The following is a 16,537-nucleotide window of genomic DNA, read 5'->3' as shown; positions in this document are numbered from 1 at the left end:
CAGCAGTGGTGCTCCGACTTAGGGCATATGGGTCGCTACATGTCGTGATGCCATGGATGCCGTCCGTGACATCGGCAGGAAAGCGTAGATCCACTGACATCTCGGCCGACCTGTACGACCATGGGCCTGACACGTTCACGCGACCACCCCAGCGAGCACGTCGTCGCTGTGTGTGGTCAGAGGTGATTTATGCATCTTTGTGGCCGTGTGACCGATTTTACCCTCGCTCCGTCGCTGGGCCGTTCCGTCACAGACAAGGACTGTTCCGCCACAGCCAAGTTCGCTGGCGACGAAGGGGGTGAACTTGCCCGAAGCGTCCACAGCGGACGAGGAAGGGGGTCACCGTGACTGCGGACCGCCAGTCCGACACCGAGGAAAAAGCCGAACGGGCACCTCGAAGCCAAGACAAGACCACACCACCGGCACTCGGCCGGCTTCCAAACCTGGCCCTCAGAGCCGGACGCGGAGAGGCGACGAGCGTCCTGGTGGCGACCGTGGTCCTGATCGCGTTCACCAGCGTGCTGCATCCGGACTTCCTACGGCCCGGGCAGCTACTGGACACTCTACAGTCGTCCGTATACGTCGGGCTTCTGGCCTGCGGCATGGCCTATCTGCTCTCGATGCGTGAGATAGACCTGTCGGTAGGGTCGACGTTCGGGCTGACGGTGATCTGCACCGGGCTGCTCATGAACGAGGGGGTGCCCCCCTGGCCGGCGGCGGCGCTCGGCATCCTGCTCGGAGCCGGGCTCGGCCTGGTCAACGCGCTGATCGTGCAGTTCATCGGCATCCCCGCGATCGTCGCCACGCTGGCCACACTCTCGGTCTTCCGTGGTCTGGCGCTCGCGCTGAGCGGCGGCCAGCAGGTAACCGGGCTGCCGCTGGACAGCTCCTTCTTCACGCTGCTGGGCGGGAAGATCCTCGGCGTTCCCACCAGCGTATGGATCCTGATCCTCGTCGCCGTGCTCCTCACCCTGGTGCTGCGTTTCACACCGTTCGGGTACCGGGTGCGCTCGATCGGCTCGAACCCCGAGGCGGCGACGTTCTCCGGGATCTCGATCGCCCGGGTCCGGCTCCAGGCGCTGGTCCTCGTCGGGCTGCTCGCCGGGCTGTCCGGAGTGCTCGGGCTGGCCTTCTTCACCTCCGGCGACCCCAACATCGGTACCGGGTTCGAACTCCAGGCGATCGCCGCCGCCATCATCGGCGGGACGCCCCTGCGCGGAGGCAGCGCCACCGTCATCGGAGCCTGCCTGGGCGCCGTTCTCCTGAGTGTGGTCACCAGTGGGCTTCAGTACTTCAACATCCCCGCCAATTGGAGCGCGTTCGCGACCGGCGGCGTCATTCTCGCGGCGGTCGCACTCGACAGTCTTGTACGGCGACGGCGGCGACGTGACGACGCCCTGCTTGGACTCTGAACACCTCTGAGGAGGGCAACGTGAAGATCAGATCTCTTACCCTGACCACCGTGCTGATCGGTTCGGTCGCGCTCACCGCGTGCGGGACGAGCGACTCCGGCGGTTCCGGAAAGAAGACCGGCACGCTGAAGATGGGCTTCATCTACGCCAGCACAACGCAGAACCCATTCCAGGAAATGGCGTTCGGCGCCAAGGCGGCGGCCGCCGCGGACGGCAAGGTCACCCTCAACGCGGCCGCGCCGACCGGCGTCAACGGGCCCGCCCAGGTCCAGCTCTTCCGTTCCGCGATCCGGAACTCCAAGGACGGGCTCGGCCTGCAGAGCCTCGCCCCCGACCTGTTCGTGCGCCCGCTCGTCCAGGCCGACGACGACGGCGTCCCGACCGTCGCGGTGGACGCCGCTCCGCCGCCCGGAACGAAGACCAAGCTGTTCGTCGGCAACAGCAACACCGAGGTCGGAACGGCGCTCGGCCAGGAGTTCATCAAGAAGCTCCCAGCGGACGCCAAGGGCGAGGTCGTGATCGGCAACGACATCCCCGGCCTGCGGCTGCTCGAACAGCGCATCGAGGGACTGACCGCGGTGATCAAGAAGGAGCGCCCCGGCCTGACGATCAAGGGGCCGTTCGATTCCAAGTCCGAGCCCACCGACAACTACAACGCCTGGAACTCGATCGTCAAGGCGAACCCGAAGGCCATCGCGTTCCTCGGGGTCGGCGGTCAGGACGGTGTCTCGCTGCCGCTGATCCAGAAGCAGACCGGGCGCAAGTTCCTGGCCGGCTCGTGCGACATCGACCCGGCCGCGCTGAAGGCCGTCAAGGACGGATCGCTGTTCGCCCTGTCCTCCCCCGAGCACTGGCTGAAGGGCTATGTGGCGCTCCAGCTGATGATCGACCACAAGCGCAAGGGCACCAAGCTGCCGGAGGGCTGGTGGAACCCGGGCACGCTGGTCATCAACTCGTCCAACATCGACGAGATCATGAAGCGGCAGGCCAACGAGCAGAGCCGGACCGCCTACTTCAAGGCGATCACCCAGCAGCAGCTCGCCGACCCGGGTAAGTACCTCAAGCCGCTCAACCAGGCGAACTGAGCGTCATGGCGGTACTTCAGGCACGGGACATCAGCAAGTCCTACGGCGGTGTCACGGCGCTCTCGAACGGCACGATCAGTGTCGAGGCGGGCTCGGTGCACGCGCTCCTCGGCGAGAACGGAGCCGGGAAGTCGACCATGGTGAAGGTGCTGTCCGGGACGATCCGGCCGGACGCGGGCACCCTCACCCTGGACGGCAAGCCCGTCGCCTTCAACGACACGTTCGACGCCGTGCGCCACGGCGTGGCGGTCGTGTCGCAGGAGCTGAACCTGTTTCCCGACCTCGACGTGCTCGCCAACCTCTACCCGGTCCGCAAACCGCTCCGCGGTCCGTTCCTGGACCGGCGTGCGATGGTCGAGGCCGCCCAGCCGATCCTTGCCAGTCTCGGATTGGACGTGGACCTCCGCACGCTGGTCAGGGACCTCTCCCTCGGACAGCGGCAGCTCGTCGAGATCGCCCGGGCGCTGATCGCCCAGCCGCGCGTCCTCGTCCTGGACGAGCCGACCTCGGCGCTCGACCAGGACGGCTCGGACCGGCTGCTCGGCATCCTCCAGGTGCTGCGGGACCGGCAGGTGGGAGTGGTCTTCGTCTCCCACATCCTTGAGGAGGTCATGCAGCTCTGCGACGTGATCACGGTGCTGAGGGACGGCCAGGCGGTGCTGGAGGGCGCCGACCGGTCGACGCTGAGCATCGACGACATCGTGTCGGCGATGCTGGGTCCCCGTCCCGAACGGGAAACGGCACCGCCCCCGCCGTCGGTGTCGCGCGGCGAGCAGAGCAGGGAGCTGCGGCTCGACGGGGTGTCCGTCGAGGGCGTAATGAGCGAGGTCGACCTGCGGGTGTCGGCCGGGGAGATCGTCGGGGTCGCCGGCCTGGCCGGCGCGGGCCACCTGGCGGTCCTCGAACTCGTCGCCGGGCTCCGTCGCCCGGCCCACGGGACCGTCCGGTTGCCCGGTGACCGCCCGGTGCCGCGCGGGCTGCGCCGGGCGATCGCGGCGGGGGTCGCGGTGGTCTCCGGCGACCGGCGCGGGCGCGGGCTGATGTTGGACCAGCCGATCTGGGAGAACATCGGCCAGGTGCGCGCGATCGGGCTGAGCCGTGACGGCGTGATCGTGCGCCGTTCGGTGCTGCGGGAACGGGCGCGCGGACACGTCGAACGGCTCCGGATCCGATGCCGGGACATCGAGCAGCGAACCGGCCTGCTGTCCGGCGGGAACCAGCAGAAGGTGGTGCTGGCGAAGTGGCTCGACGCGGCGCCGGCGGTCCTGCTGCTCGACGACCCCACCCGCGGTGTGGACGTGGGGGCGAAGGCCGAGATCCACGACCTGATCCGCGCCGCCGCCGCGGACGGTGCCGTGGTCCTCCTCGCCTCCACCGACGTGGAGGAGCTCGCCATGATCTGCCACCGCGTCCTGGTATTCCACCGCGGCAAGGTAGCCGCGCGCCTGTCCGGCGACGATCTCGACCAGCACGCGATCGTCCGGATCTCGAACACAGGAGAACGACAATAGGCACCTGAGCCGGATGCCCGGCTGGTGCAGCAGTGCCGGGCGTGACCAGCGGAGGGTCCAGCCCGGGGGCTGCCCCAGGCAAGGGCTGCCTTTCCACAGTTGCATTCTCGATCCGGGGTGTGCCTCACAAAGGGCGCACCCCGGACGTCTGTCCCCGATCTTGTCACCGACCGATATCGAGTCCGCGAGACACCCGAGTCCATGGCCGAAAACGAGGCAGGGATCAGGCAGTGCCTCAAAGCCCCGGCCCGCGGTGCTCGCCTGGCGGCCCGCACTCTGACCAGGCCCAGGCGAGCGCGACATGCTCCGCGTTCTGACCGGCGAGGCTCGCCTCCAACGGCGCCTCACCAGCCAGGTGATGCCCCCGTGCCGGGGCTGAGGCAGCTGTGCGACACACCTAGGCGGGGCGTTGGAAACCGCGGACGGCGATGGCGGCGGCCAGCGTGGCGACCGTGAGGCTGGCGCCCAACGCGAGAGCCGCACCGCCGGTGGCCGGGTGGCCGAGGGTGAGGTCGCGGGCCGCGGCGATGCCGTAGCTCATCGGGTTCAGCGTCGCGATCACCTGGAGCCAGCCGGGCAGGCTGCCGATCGGGACGAACGCGTTCGAGCCGAACATCAGAACGAGCGTCACCATGCCCGACAGGTTCTGGACCAGCTCGATGTGCCGCATCCAGCAGGCCAGGGCGATGAAGACCCAGCCGAGACCTCCCCCGACGACCAGGGCCAGCGCCATCGCGGTCAGCACCCCGACGGGTCCGCCGCTCGGCCGGAACCCGAACAGCAGCAAGGCGAAGGCCAGCAGGAAGGTGAGCCGGATCGCGCCGCGGACCAACTCGGCGAGGCTGCGTCCGATGAGGATCGACCCCGGCCACACCGGAAGCGACCGGAGCCGCGTGATGATGCCGTCGCGCATCTCGTGGGTCAGCGCGATACCGGTCTGGAGGGCGGACTGCATCGCGGTGTTCACCATGATGGCCGGCAGCAGATAGTCGATGTAGGCGACCCCTGCGGGAAAGCCGGGGGTCGCCGCGACGCTGACGAAGATCTGGCTGAACACCACCAGCATCAGCAGCGGGGTCAGCATGCTGGTGAGGAGCACCCGCGGCTCCAACACCAGCGCCCGCAGCGAGCGCGCGGTCAGGACGAGGATCTGGTTGGCGCGTCCGCTGCCCGTCCAGGCCACGCCCGCATCGGCCGCCGGTGGTGGCGCCGTCTTGGCCGTGGACGTTGTGATCGACACCGGGAGTCCTCCTATTCGCGTCGAGATCGCCGGACGGAGTGGGGCGATGACACCCTGGTGCGTTCGGGTGCCTCGGCGGGGGGCCGTGCGGTCAGGGACAGGTAGACCTCGTCCAGTGACGGTTCGGCCAGCAGCAGTTCGGCGACCTCGATGCCCGCGTCGTCGAGTGTCCGGACGATCGCCGCGGTGTCGCGGGCCGACCCGACCGGGACGGTCACCTTGGTGCGGGTGTCGTCCGGGGTCGAACGCAGGCCCGCGCCCCGCAGGCATTGGACGCACGCGGCCAGCCGGGTCGGAGCCGCGAGCGTGACCGTCACCGTGCGGCCGCCCACCCGGGCCTTGAGGTCGGCGGGTGTACCGGACGCGACCACGCCGCCCCGCGCCAGGACGGTGATGGTGTCGGCCAGCCGGTCGGCCTCCTCCAGGTACTGCGTGGTCAGCACGACCGTGCTGCCGTCGCGGACGACGTCCCGAACGACCTGCCAGGTCGTGAGGCGGCTCTCGGGGTCGAGCCCGGTCGTCGGCTCGTCCAGGAAGATCACCTCGGGGCGGCCGACCAGGCAGGCGGCCAGGTCCAGCCGCCGCTGCATACCGCCCGAGTACGTGCGCGCCTGGCGCTTCGCGGCGTCGGTGAGCCGGAACGATTCGAGGAGTTCGTCGGCGCGGGCGCGGGCCTGGCGGCTCCGGGCGCCCAGCAACCGGGCGATGAGCACCAGGTTGTCGCGGCCGGAGATCCGCTCGTCGAGCGTGGCGGACTGGCCGGTGAGGCCGATGCGGCGGCGGACCTGCGGGGCCTCGCCGACCACGTCGTAGCCGGCCACCCGGGCGGTGCCGCGGCTCGGCCGGATCTGCGTCGCCAGGATGTTGATCAGCGTGCTCTTGCCCGCGCCGTTGTGGCCCAGCAGCCCGTGCACCGTGCCCCGCGGGACGGCGAGGTCGACGCCGTGGAGCGCGACGACCCGGTCGAAACGCTTCTCGACGCCGGTGACCTCGATCACCGGCCCGGGGACGGCCGTCAGCCCGCGACCACCGGTCCTGCTCATCGCCCGACCGTGTTCGCGGTCGTCACGGCGGTGCCGGGGCGGGCCGGGTGCAGCCTGCGCAGCAGCTTGCCGACCAGGACGTCGTAGTAGCGGATGAGCGTCCAGGCGGCGAGGAAACCGGTGATCAGGGCGAGCCCTGTCGGGAGCGGATCAAGGGACGGCGGGCCGGCCGGGGCGAGTAGCGCACCCGGTACGGCGAACGCCAGGAGCAGGACGTTGCGGACGATCAGCGGGTAGCTCAGCAGGGCGCTCCGTCCGCCGAAGCAGCCGCATTCGGCGAACACGCCGCCGCGCACCGCACGGAACACCACGGCGATGAACAGCGAAAGGAGGCCCGCGGCGAGTACGAAACCGATCCGGTGGATCGGGAGCAGCAGCAGGACCGCGACCGCGGTCTCGCAGCCGAGCACGAACGCCGCCGCGCGCACGGCGGCTCTCTCGGAGAACATGGTCAGGTTGCGTACCGTCGTACAGAAATGAGCGAATCGGGCGGCGCTGCGCCGCTTGGTGAACACCGCGACCGTGAAGACCGTTATGAGCAGGCACCTGGCGCCGAGCAGAAAGTAGAACTCCATACCCGTCCTCGCGGATGGTTCTCGGTGAGGGAACATCAGCCCTCGACCGAAACGGTCATGACCTTGTGAAACGGCGGCATTCCCGTCCCCTCTCCGATCGAGACGCCCGCGACCTCCACCCACGCATGCGCCCGGAAGGGCTGGGTCATGACCCCGGTGCACCAGTCGGGCCAGGTGCCGCTCAGCCGGCAGAGCAGCACGGTGGCCACCGATCGCTGGAGGCAGCCCTGTCCGGCGCACCGCACGCTCACGGAGACGACGGCGTCGCGGGCGGCCTGTGCCTGGGTGATCGTGGCCGGGCGGGCGCCGCGGCTCACCGCGCGCAGGAACCGGCGCAGGAACCGGGGACGCAGCCGGATCACCAGCGCCGCCAGGACGACCGCGACCCGCGCGGCGGCACGGCGCCGTGGCGGCACCCGGTCGGCCCGTTCGAGGACCACGGGCATGGTCATGAGGTGATCAATCGTGCCGAGCGCAGCGAGTCCAGGAGCGCCCGCACGTCGGCGGGTACCCGTTCGGCCTGCGCGGGATGGTCCCGTGCGAGCCGGGCGATGACGTCCTCGACCGTCGCCGCCTCGCCGAGCATCCGTACGACGGTGGCGCCGGTGCCGTTGAGCTGGAAGTAGCGGCCGCTGCGCTCGTCGAGCAGGACCATGCCGTTCTCGGTCTCGGTCATCGAGACGTGCCGTGAAAGGAGCCCCTTCATGCTGTTCCTCCGGTAGGGGACGCCGCCGCGGGCGCGGCGGACGCGGGCACGGACCTGAGCCACACTTCGCACGCCAGCGTGCGGTGGAGGAAGAGCAGTCCGCGCGAGTTGGGGTAGAGGCCGACCAGGGCCGCGCGGAAGGCGTCGGCGTCGACCAGGCCGAGCCGGGCCAGCCGCATGTCGTCGCACAGCGCCAGCAGTTCGGGAAGGTTCTCGCGAAGGCCGGTGTAGACGCCCTGGCTGAACTCGGCCTTGGTCCGCCGGGCGAGGATCGCATCGGGGACGGTCCCACGCATGACCGCCGCCAGGGCCGGCTTGTACGCGCCGGTGGCGGCGCGGTCCTCCAGGCGCAGGGACAGCGCCGCCTCGATGACCCGATCGTCCAGGAAGGGTGCCTGCCAGGAGATGCCGTACCGGCCGGTGATGCGTCCCGTGCGCCGGATGACCTCGCCTCCCTTGCGCAGCCCGCGCAGCGCCGTGTGCTCGCAGCGCAGCGGCGACATCGGCTGGACGTCCTCGGCCGCGTCGATGAGGGCGCGCACGGCGTCGACCGCGGCCGGTGTGGCCCACGCCGGCATCCTGATCGTGGCGTCCCAGCCGATCTCGGGGCTCCGCGACGGCCGGGGGAGCGGGTCGGTCAGCGTCGCGGCGCACGCCGAGAGCCACTCCCCGTACGAGCGCCCGTTGAGGACCTCGCGCACCGTGGCGGTCAGCCGCCACCGGTGCAGGGACCGGTCGACCCTCATGTTGCGGAGCCATCGGACGGGATGCCGGCGGGCGAGGGTGTGCAGGAACGACGGGCCCGCGTAGAACAGTTCGTCACCGCCATCGCCGGTCACGTGCAGGGTGGACCCGTGCTCGGCCAGGACAGCGGCGGTGTGCCGGATCTTCGCCCGTACGTGGACACGCGTCAGCGGCGACTCCGCGTCGGAGTCGGGTTCGCCGAGGCCGGCGAACATGCCGGGGACCTGCTGCCCGGGGAGGACGACGTGGTGGACGCCCGCCATCGCGCGCGCTGCCTGCCGCGCCCACGAGAGATCGTCGTTGCCCTGGTTGAGTGACTCGCGGTGGATCGTCATCAAGCGGGGCGCGTCGGGGGCGGCCGCCGCCGCGGCCATCAGGAAGCACAGGCTCGTGGAGTCGAGCCCGCCCGACAGGTCGGCGCTCACCGTGCCACCGGGCCGCACGCGCGCCGCCACCGCGTCGGCGAGCGCCGAGCGTACGTGTTCGGCGCCCTCGGCCAGCGGGGTCTCCGGTGTCGGCGGTGCCCACCAGCGCACTGCGCGACCGGCTCCGTCGAGGGCCAGTTCGAGGTAGCAGCCGAAGGGGAGGGCCTTCACACCCCGCCAGAGGCTTCTCTCGTTGAGCGGGTAGGGCGGCGCGGGGGCCAGCAGGTGCAGGGCGAGCGTCTCTTCCGCGAAGGGCGCGCCGGTCAGGTCGGCGAGGAGGTCGGGGGCGTTCGCGGCGACGGTGACCTCACCGACCCGGGCATGGAAGATCTGGCAGGCGGTCGACAGGCTGCCCTGCGCGCGGACGACGCCGTTCACCGCCGCCAGCACGTGGAAGCTGCCGGACAGCGAGCCGGCGAGCCGCGACACGTCGTCGACGGTGCGGATCCGGGGGAGGGCGGCGGTCAGCCTTTCGGAGTCGATCGTCGCGCAGCCGAGGACGGCCACCCGGCAGCGGCGGTCCGCCGCCCAGGTGACTTCTCCGGGCAACCAACGGCCCACGATCCAGGGCCGCCCGGACGCGTGCGGAATGGTCTGTGGGCGGGCCAGACCACCGGCGACTCCTTCCGCGGCGGCGTGGTCCGGAAGAGCCAAGATTTCCAAGGGAGACTCCATCGGTTCCGGCCGCGAAGGCCCGGTCGTCCATGTGCGGAAAGGCCGGAGGTGCGCCGGCGTCGTCGTGGACGCCGGCACACTCGCGCCGGTCGGTCAGGCATTGCTCGGCGACGTTGATCAGGAGGAAAGGCGACTAGCAGTCGATCCAGCACTGGTCGTAGTCGTCATATCCCCAGGTGCCCTGCCTCATGGTCACCTCGGAGAAATCGCCGACTTCGGCGATGAGGGGCGGTTCGTACACCGTGGCTTCCTGTGCCATGCCAACTCCCTTCCATTGTTTGCCGATCTCGTGCTCACTCACGGTAACAAGAGAACTGCTGTCCGTCTATGGAAGGTAAGGCAAAGGCATCCAGTTGGAATTCGAGTATATTGTTCCTCTTTTCTGGCGAGATGCCGTGATAGTGAGGGGGTGTGAAAGCATCCGGCGTCGCTTTCGGTGCAGCTGAGGAGCAAGCTTTCATTGAGAAGGCTCCCGATGCTCAGTTGCAGGCAGTAGGAACGCTTCCGTGGCGGCGTGAGTCACGCGAACGAGTGGCTGCCATGCGTGAAGGCAGGGTCACGGGGACTGGAGCCAGTGATCGAGCAAATCGTAGAAATCGGCATCATCGTCGAAATGCGCCATCTGTTCGTCACGCCACGCCTTGTAATCCGGTGGCATCTCCGTGCTCTCGCCCTTGCGGGCCGCCTCCTTGGAGGTGAAGTAGGCCACGCCGGTGCAGAGGCCATCGGGAGCGACGCAGAACATGCCGCCGATCATGTCGGGACGCAACCGATCCAAGACTCGCTCGGCCTCCTCGGGCACGAACGGGCGGACCGCCTCCCGGTTGAGGATCCGGGCCTGCAGGATCTGGACGAATCCCGCCTCGTCTGGGTTGCCCCGTCCGAACGTTTCCACGTCGGTGCACTCGTCAACGGTGACCTCGGTCTCGAACAGGCCGCGGGTCTCATCCCACCAGCGCATCTGCTCCCGCCGCCTGTCGTTGCGGTGAGCCGCCCTCTGAGACGCGAAACGCATCAGGTTGAGGTACACACCGTCACCGGTCACCCCGCCGGTGTTGCCCAGCCATCCCCGGGCTCCGGGGGCGACATCCCGATACCAGCGGTCGGCGGCCTCCCGCAGCCCCGCCGGGTCACGCGTCCGACCCTTGACGACTTGGACGCACGTCTTGCGCTGGCCGAACACCGACCACCTCCCCCTCCGACGCTAGCGATCGCGGGGCAAACCGGACGTCATCGCCAGTTGAAGATCCCACCGGGTGCGTCCCTCGACAGGGGCTGTTCACCGCTGCGCCGTCGGTCCTGCGCGTCCGCGTCGGGACGCCAGCGACTGCAAGATCACGAACCCGCCAAGGACGAGGACGGCCACGCCGATCACTCGTAGTCCGTCCTGGGTGCCGGAAACGAACGCTGCGATGACGTCGTGGGCGCGGTGGGGGGTGGTCGTGGCGAGTGCCTGGGCGACGGTGTGCGGGCCGTCCTCGGCGCGGATGTCGGCGGGAAGGGCGGCGGCGAACCGCGCGGTGAGCACCGTGCCGATGACGGCGACACCGAGAGCGCTGCCGAACTCGCGGGTGGTGGCCTGCAACCCTGCTCCGACTCCGGCCTGGGCGGGCGGCAGCGAGCTGGCGATGGCGCCGGAGAGCGTCGGCAGTGCCAGCGTCACACCCGTCCCGGTCACGACGAGCCACGCGGCGTATCCGGCATAAGGCGTCTGCATCCCGCACGTGGACAGCCCGAGCAACCCGCAACCGACCAAACCGAAGGCCAGAGCGATGGTGGCATCGACGCCGATGCGCTGCGCCAGGCGTCCGACGTACCGTGCGCCGCAGATGATGGGGATGGTCATCGGGATGATCCCGAGGCCGGTCCGGAGAACGCTGAACCCCTTGCCGTACTGCAGGAACGATGCGTTGACATAGAAGAGCGCGAACATGCCGAAGAAGACCGCCGTCATGCCGAGGCAGGCACTGCGCAGGCCCGGGACGCGGAACAACCGGGGATCGAGCAGCGGATGCTCGACGCGCAGTTCGACGATCGTCCACACCGTGAACAGCAGGGCGGAGCAGCCGAATCCGGCGATGACGACCGCGCTGCCCCAACCCGCTTCCGGGCCCTGGACGATGCCGAGCAGCAGTGCGATCGACGCGCCGACGAGCAACACCGCGCCGAGCGGGTCGAGCCGGCGGTCATTGCGCGGCGACACCGGCGCGACGCGCGCCACCAGCGCGGCGAGGACCAGCGAGATCGGCACGGCGGCGGCGAACAGCGAACGCCATGATCCGCCCGACAGGACCGTCCCGCCGCCGACGTTGCCGACGACTCCGCCGATGCCCGTCATCGAGGCCCAGGTCGCGATCGTCGCGCCCTTGCGTCCGACCGGCACGGCGTGCAGAAGGACGGCGAGCGTGTTGGGCAGGACGGCGGCAGCGCCGACACCCGTGATCGCGCGACCGGCGAGGAGCAGGGCCATGTTCGGTGCTGCCGCCGACATCAGCGCGCCCACCGCGAACAGCACCAGGCCGGTGAGCAGGACACCCTTGCGCCCGAAGCGGTCCCCGGCCGCCCCACCGGGGACCACCAGGCAGGCGAAGAAGATCACGTACGTGTCGACGACCCAGACCAGCGCCGAGGCGGACGGGTGCAGCGCGCTCGCGGCGAGCATGGGGACGGCGAGGTTGATCGCGGCGACCATCCCGATGACGAGCACCACACAGGCGCACATGACCGCCAGCAGGACGCGTTGCGGCACGGGCCGCCCACGCGACGTCGGAGCGTGATTGTGGAGAACGTTGAGAAGCATGGTCACGACGCTAGAGACGCCGAAGTTATTCGTGCCACGCAACTTCTACAATGACTACTTGCATACGATGCAACTATGCCCGAACCCCAACTCGACCTGAACCTGTTGCGCGTGTTCGACGCCCTTCTCCAGGACGCCAGCGTCACGGCGGCGTCCGAGCGCCTCCATCTGTCCGTCCCCGCGACCAGCCGGGCGTTGGGGCGGCTGCGGCGAGCGATGGGCGATCCGATCCTGGTGCGTGCCGGCCGTGGGATGGCTCCGACGCCCTTCGCGCTGCGGACCGCCCCGCGGGTGCGGTCACTGCTCGACGAGGCGGCGGCACTGATCAGCGCCGACCGCGAGGTCACGGCCGCCGACCTCGAACGCACGTTCACGATTCGCATCAACGACGGCGTGGCCGCGACCCTCGTCACGGCGGCGGTCGAAGCCACAGCCGTCCCCGCCCCCGGCGTGACCTTGCGCTTCGTCGCGGAGGGCAGTGAGAGCATCGAGGCCCTGCGCGACGGCTCGGTCGACCTGGACATCGGTGTCGGCGACTTCGCCGCTCCCGACATCCGGACAGCCGTGCTGTACCGCGAGCGGCTGGTCGGCATCGTCCGCGCCGACAGCTCGCTCGGCCGTCACCGCAGTCCGACATTGAGTCACCTGTGCCGGCATCCGCACGTCTCGGCCTCCCGCCGCGGACGCGCCCGCGGGCCGCTCGACGACGCGTTGGACGCCGCGGGCCTCCAACGCCGCGTCGCCGCCGTCGTCCCCACCTTCGCCGTCGCCGCGTTCCTCGTCGCATCGAGCCACTACATCGGGCTCGTTCCCCAGCGCCTCGCCGAACAGCGCGGTCAAGCCCTCGGCATCCGCTGGTTCCCCATCCCCGCGCCCCTGCCGGAACTCGAAGTGAGATTGCTCTGGCATGCGCGGCTCGATTCCGACCCGGCCCAGCGCTGGCTGCGCGACACGATCCGCGATGCGCTTCGCTGACCACCTGCCAGCGTCAAAAACCCGAATGAACTGATTGCACAAGGCCGATAGCCGGAAACGCCCACAAACAGACGCGCCACGGCCGCGAGGCCATGGCTGCCTGTTGTGGAACTGGATCCCTGATCAGTCGGTCAAGGCGTCCTTGGCCTTTTCACCGGCCTGCTTGATGTCGCCCTTGGCCTGATCGGTCTTGCCTTCGGCCTCAAGTCGCTCGTTCCCGGTCACCTTGCCGACCGTTTCCTTGGCCTTACCCTTGATCTTGTTGCCGGTGTTGGCGGCTTTGTTCTGCTTGCCCATTGAAACGCCATCCCTCCCCTTTTGGTCTCTCCAGTACGCACCACCCCCTACCCGCTTCGCGGGCGATGATGCGACCGGGTGATGATGCGACGGGCATCGGACCTCCCTGACGGTCGGGGCCGGCCTCCCCTCAGGGACGGGGGATGGCCACGGCGTTGTACGAGATGTGAGGGGTCGGCCCTGGGGAGAAGAACTGGATGTTGGGGAGATACAGCCGGGAGCCGAAGGCGGCCACGGTCGTCGGCAGGGCGAACCGGGCATCTTGCACCCGCCGCTCTACGCGCCCCTCGGTCCCCGTCGGGTTCAGTCGCAGGACGGCCACGATGTCGAGCCGGTTCTGCACCGCGAACAGCGTCCGGCCGCTCAGCAGCAGGCCGTCACCTTCTGGCAGCGACTCGCCGTGCAGGTTCACCCGACGGGTCGTTCCGGTCGCCGGGTCGACGCGGAACAGCCCGCCCGTGTTCGACTGCACGACGATCAGGCCCTGGCCGTCCGGTGTTGGCGTGATGCCGTTGGCGTTGAACCCGGCACTGTCGGGGCTGCCGGGATCGCCCTGATACACGAGATCCCCGGTAAGCGGGATCCGGACCGCGGCGGAAGGCAGCCGCCCGCCGCGCAGCGGCAGCTTGTAGAGCACCGGATTGGTGGAGTCGGTGAACCAGGCGGAGCCCTGGGTGAGGATGACGTCGTTGATGAACGACGGACCGGTGGCCAGCCGGTAGGAGGCCAACACCCGGCCGGTGCGGGTGTCGAGAACGCGGGCGTCGCCGCCCGCGCCGCCGGCTACGAAGAGCCGTCCGCGCGGGTCGGTCTTCAGCCCGAGGGCCTGTGTACCGGACCCGCGGTTGACGATCGCGCCGACTCCGGTGCGCAGGTCGGCGCGGTAGATGGAGCCGTCGGCCATGGAACCGAAGTAGGCGAACGGACCGGGTCCGGTCGCGATGCCCTCGGGTTGGAACCCGTTCGGCAACCGGATCGTGGTCGGATACACGGCCGCCCCGGCACGGTGACCGACGGCGTGCGGGTCGGCGGCCGCCCGCGCCGGGGCGCTCATCGTGGCGGCCAGCCCGAACACCAGCACAGCAGAGATCATCTGACGTCGCACGAGCAACCTTTCAGCGTTGAAATGTTTAGCCTTGAAGACATTAGGTGGATGCTAACTTGATGTCAAACAGTTCAACGTTGAGAGGTGTTCGTGGTGCGTGACGCCGTCGACCTCGTCATGGAGCAGTGGGCTCGCGCCCGCCCGGACCTCGACCCGTCCCCCATGGGGGTTCTCGGCCGTCTGTCGCGGGTGACCCGGATCGCCGAGCGCGAGCTCAAAACACTTTTCAGCGAGTTCGGGCTGGAACGAGGCGAGTTCGATGTCCTGGCCACGCTCCGCCGCGCCGACTCACCCGGCGGCTTGACCGCGGGCGCGCTGGCCCGCTCCTCGATGGTGACCTCGGGAGCCGTCACCAACCGGCTCGACCGGCTGGTCGCCAAGGGCTATGTCACGCGCGACCTCGATCCCGCCAACCGGCGTACCGTCATCGTCGCCCTGACGCCCGCCGGCCGCGATCTCATCGACCGCGCCGTCGCCGCCCACCTCGACAACGAACGCCGCATCCTCGCCGCGCTCGACCAGCAGCACCAGGACGACCTCGCCGCCACCCTGCGCACCCTGCTGCTCAGCCTCGGCGATGACCCGAATGACCCCTGAGGGTGGGGTATCCGGCGCCAAGCGTGCACGTCCCGCACGCTTAGAGTGATTCCATGGCAGACACGCCGCCTCGCCTTGATCCCTTTACTTCGGAGACCAAGCCCGCGGCGCTCGATGACCTCCGCGCCCGGCTGCGCGCGACGCGCTGGCCGGACGCGCCCGAGGACGCCGGATGGTCGCTCGGGACCGACCTGGCCTACCTTCGCGAACTCGTCACCTACTGGGCGGACGGATTCGACTGGCCGGCGCAGGAAGCGGCGCTGGCCAGGCTCTCCCGCTTCCGTGTCCGACTCAACGGCCTACGGATCCACTTCGTACACGTTCGGGCCGCCGCGTCACCCGGGCCCGTCCTGCCGTTGGTCCTCAGCCACGGCTGGCCGGACTCGTTCTGGCGCTATTCGAAGGTCATTCCACTTCTCACCGACCCCGGCGCGCACGGCGCCGACCCCGCTGACGCGTTCGATGTCGTCGTGCCCGACATGCCGGGCTATGGGTACTCCGACCGCCCCAACGGACCGCCCTTGAACTCCATCGCCGTCGCCGACCTTTGGGCCGAGCTCATGAGCGTCCTCGGCTACCCGCGGTTCGGTGCGGCGGGCGGGGACATCGGTAGCCACGTGAGCCGCTACCTGGCGCTCGACCACCCCGACCGGGTCGTGGCCGTCCATCGCATGGACGCGGGCTCACCCACCTTTGCTCGCGCCCTGGCGGACCTGACCCCCGAAGAGCGCGCCTGGTTCGAGCGGGGCGCCGCTTGGGCTGCGGCCGAGGGTGCCTACGGCGCCTTGCACCGTACGAAACCCCAGACCGCCGCCTTCGGACTCACCGACTCACCCGCGGGACTCGCCGCGTGGATCGTCGAGAAACTCCAGGCATGGAGCGACTGCGACGGAGAAGTCGAACGGCGCTTCACAAAGGACGAGATCCTCACCAACGTCACGCTCTACTGGCTCACGGGGACGATCGGCTCGTCAATGCGGATGTACCACGCGAACGCCGCGATTCCGCCAGCCCAGCTCGCCCGCCGAGTCGACGTGCCGTCCGGTTTCTCGCTCTTCCGTGGCGATATCCTCCGCCCGCCGCAGGCATGGCTGGAGCGCACGGCGAACGTTGTCCGCGTGACCGAGCCCGAACGCGGCGGGCACTTCGCGCCGTTTGAGGAGCCTGAGCTCTACGCGGAAGAGCTACGCACATTCTTCCGCCCCTACCGGGGATGACGGCGCAAACGTAGAGAAGCGGCCAATCGCGCGCCCAGGTCACCGAACCACCGCTCGGACGCCGCCGCCTGCGAATCACAGGACCGGGCCGCCTGTCCCAGATCGTGACAGGTCCGTCACCGATGGTCGC

At 69.5% G+C, this 16,537-nt stretch carries 17 protein-coding genes; 6 read left to right on the top strand and 11 right to left on the bottom strand.

The window, feature by feature from the left end:
* Nucleotides 1-485 precede the first annotated feature (485 nt).
* From AMA02S_RS12505 to AMA02S_RS12495, 3 genes are read left to right on the top strand one after another with little or no spacing between them, the layout of a single operon-like run.
* Nucleotides 486-1,412 carry an ABC transporter permease gene (locus AMA02S_RS12505; RefSeq protein WP_218004919.1) on the top strand — a complete coding sequence of 309 codons (927 nt, stop codon included), beginning with the start codon at nt 486-488 and terminating at the stop codon, nt 1,410-1,412.
* A gap of 20 nt (nt 1,413-1,432) precedes the next feature.
* Nucleotides 1,433-2,497, top strand: a complete 1,065-nt coding sequence (locus AMA02S_RS12500; RefSeq protein ID WP_218004918.1) for a sugar ABC transporter substrate-binding protein — start codon at nt 1,433-1,435, stop codon at nt 2,495-2,497.
* Between the two features lie 5 nt (nt 2,498-2,502).
* The gene (locus tag AMA02S_RS12495; RefSeq protein WP_067456380.1) at nt 2,503-4,008 is read left to right on the top strand and encodes a sugar ABC transporter ATP-binding protein; all 1,506 of its coding nucleotides are present in this window, start codon (nt 2,503-2,505) and stop codon (nt 4,006-4,008) included.
* Between the two features lie 397 nt (nt 4,009-4,405).
* Here AMA02S_RS12495 and AMA02S_RS12490 read toward each other — a convergent pair whose 3' ends face one another.
* The 9 genes from AMA02S_RS12490 to AMA02S_RS12455 form a co-directional block, all read right to left on the bottom strand.
* A complete protein-coding gene (locus tag AMA02S_RS12490; protein WP_245667472.1) occupies nt 4,406-5,248 on the bottom strand; it encodes an ABC transporter permease in 843 nt (280 codons plus the stop codon).
* A gap of 11 nt (nt 5,249-5,259) precedes the next feature.
* A complete protein-coding gene (locus tag AMA02S_RS12485; protein WP_067456377.1) occupies nt 5,260-6,291 on the bottom strand; it encodes an ATP-binding cassette domain-containing protein in 1,032 nt (343 codons plus the stop codon).
* Nucleotides 6,288-6,866, bottom strand: a complete 579-nt coding sequence (locus AMA02S_RS12480) for a MauE/DoxX family redox-associated membrane protein (protein WP_067456375.1) — start codon at nt 6,864-6,866, stop codon at nt 6,288-6,290. Before AMA02S_RS12480 ends, AMA02S_RS12485 begins: the two co-directional genes overlap by 4 nt.
* 35 nt (nt 6,867-6,901) lie before the next feature.
* Nucleotides 6,902-7,318, bottom strand: coding sequence for a lasso peptide biosynthesis B2 protein (locus tag AMA02S_RS12475; protein WP_067456373.1), 417 nt, complete (start codon nt 7,316-7,318; stop codon nt 6,902-6,904).
* Nucleotides 7,315-7,572 (bottom strand): lasso peptide biosynthesis PqqD family chaperone, encoded by a 258-nt coding sequence (locus tag AMA02S_RS12470; RefSeq protein WP_067456370.1) that lies wholly within the window; start codon nt 7,570-7,572, stop codon nt 7,315-7,317. The genes AMA02S_RS12475 and AMA02S_RS12470 overlap by 4 nt, the downstream gene beginning before the upstream one ends.
* Nucleotides 7,569-9,404, bottom strand: coding sequence for an asparagine synthase-related protein (locus AMA02S_RS12465; RefSeq protein ID WP_169806811.1), 1,836 nt, complete (start codon nt 9,402-9,404; stop codon nt 7,569-7,571). Before AMA02S_RS12465 ends, AMA02S_RS12470 begins: the two co-directional genes overlap by 4 nt.
* 145 nt (nt 9,405-9,549) lie before the next feature.
* Entirely contained in the window at nt 9,550-9,675 is a 126-nt protein-coding gene (locus AMA02S_RS41645) for a lasso RiPP family leader peptide-containing protein (protein WP_157430532.1), read from the bottom strand.
* Nucleotides 9,676-9,972: 297 nt separating this feature from the next.
* Nucleotides 9,973-10,446 (bottom strand): hypothetical protein, encoded by a 474-nt coding sequence (locus AMA02S_RS12460; RefSeq protein ID WP_157430531.1) that lies wholly within the window; start codon nt 10,444-10,446, stop codon nt 9,973-9,975.
* Nucleotides 10,447-10,695: 249 nt separating this feature from the next.
* Nucleotides 10,696-12,258 (bottom strand): MFS transporter, encoded by a 1,563-nt coding sequence (locus tag AMA02S_RS12455; protein ID WP_369688388.1) that lies wholly within the window; start codon nt 12,256-12,258, stop codon nt 10,696-10,698.
* A 33-nt stretch (nt 12,259-12,291) separates the two neighbouring features.
* Here AMA02S_RS12455 and AMA02S_RS12450 point away from each other — a divergent pair, with 33 nt between their 5' ends.
* The gene (locus AMA02S_RS12450; protein ID WP_067456361.1) at nt 12,292-13,191 is read left to right on the top strand and encodes a LysR family transcriptional regulator; all 900 of its coding nucleotides are present in this window, start codon (nt 12,292-12,294) and stop codon (nt 13,189-13,191) included.
* A gap of 123 nt (nt 13,192-13,314) precedes the next feature.
* Here the strand turns inward: AMA02S_RS12450 and AMA02S_RS40135 are convergent, their stop codons facing one another.
* Entirely contained in the window at nt 13,315-13,488 is a 174-nt protein-coding gene (locus AMA02S_RS40135; RefSeq protein ID WP_084265022.1) for a CsbD family protein, read from the bottom strand.
* Nucleotides 13,489-13,618: 130 nt separating this feature from the next.
* Nucleotides 13,619-14,593 (bottom strand): NHL repeat-containing protein, encoded by a 975-nt coding sequence (locus tag AMA02S_RS12445; protein ID WP_218004917.1) that lies wholly within the window; start codon nt 14,591-14,593, stop codon nt 13,619-13,621.
* A gap of 93 nt (nt 14,594-14,686) precedes the next feature.
* On the opposite strand from AMA02S_RS12445, the gene AMA02S_RS12440 reads away from it, so the two are divergent.
* Together AMA02S_RS12440 and AMA02S_RS12435 are read left to right on the top strand one after the other, a co-directional pair.
* The gene (locus AMA02S_RS12440) at nt 14,687-15,190 is read left to right on the top strand and encodes a MarR family winged helix-turn-helix transcriptional regulator (RefSeq protein ID WP_067457149.1); all 504 of its coding nucleotides are present in this window, start codon (nt 14,687-14,689) and stop codon (nt 15,188-15,190) included.
* A gap of 53 nt (nt 15,191-15,243) precedes the next feature.
* Nucleotides 15,244-16,407, top strand: a complete 1,164-nt coding sequence (locus AMA02S_RS12435) for an epoxide hydrolase family protein (protein ID WP_067456355.1) — start codon at nt 15,244-15,246, stop codon at nt 16,405-16,407.
* Nucleotides 16,408-16,537: the final 130 nt, after the last annotated feature.

The organism is Actinomadura macra NBRC 14102, from assembly GCF_001552215.1.
Classification (GTDB): Bacteria; Actinomycetota; Actinomycetes; order Streptosporangiales; family Streptosporangiaceae; genus Spirillospora; species Spirillospora macra.
The sequence above is the reverse complement of the archived record's forward strand: the minus strand, read 5'-3'. Positions and strand labels throughout refer to the sequence as shown.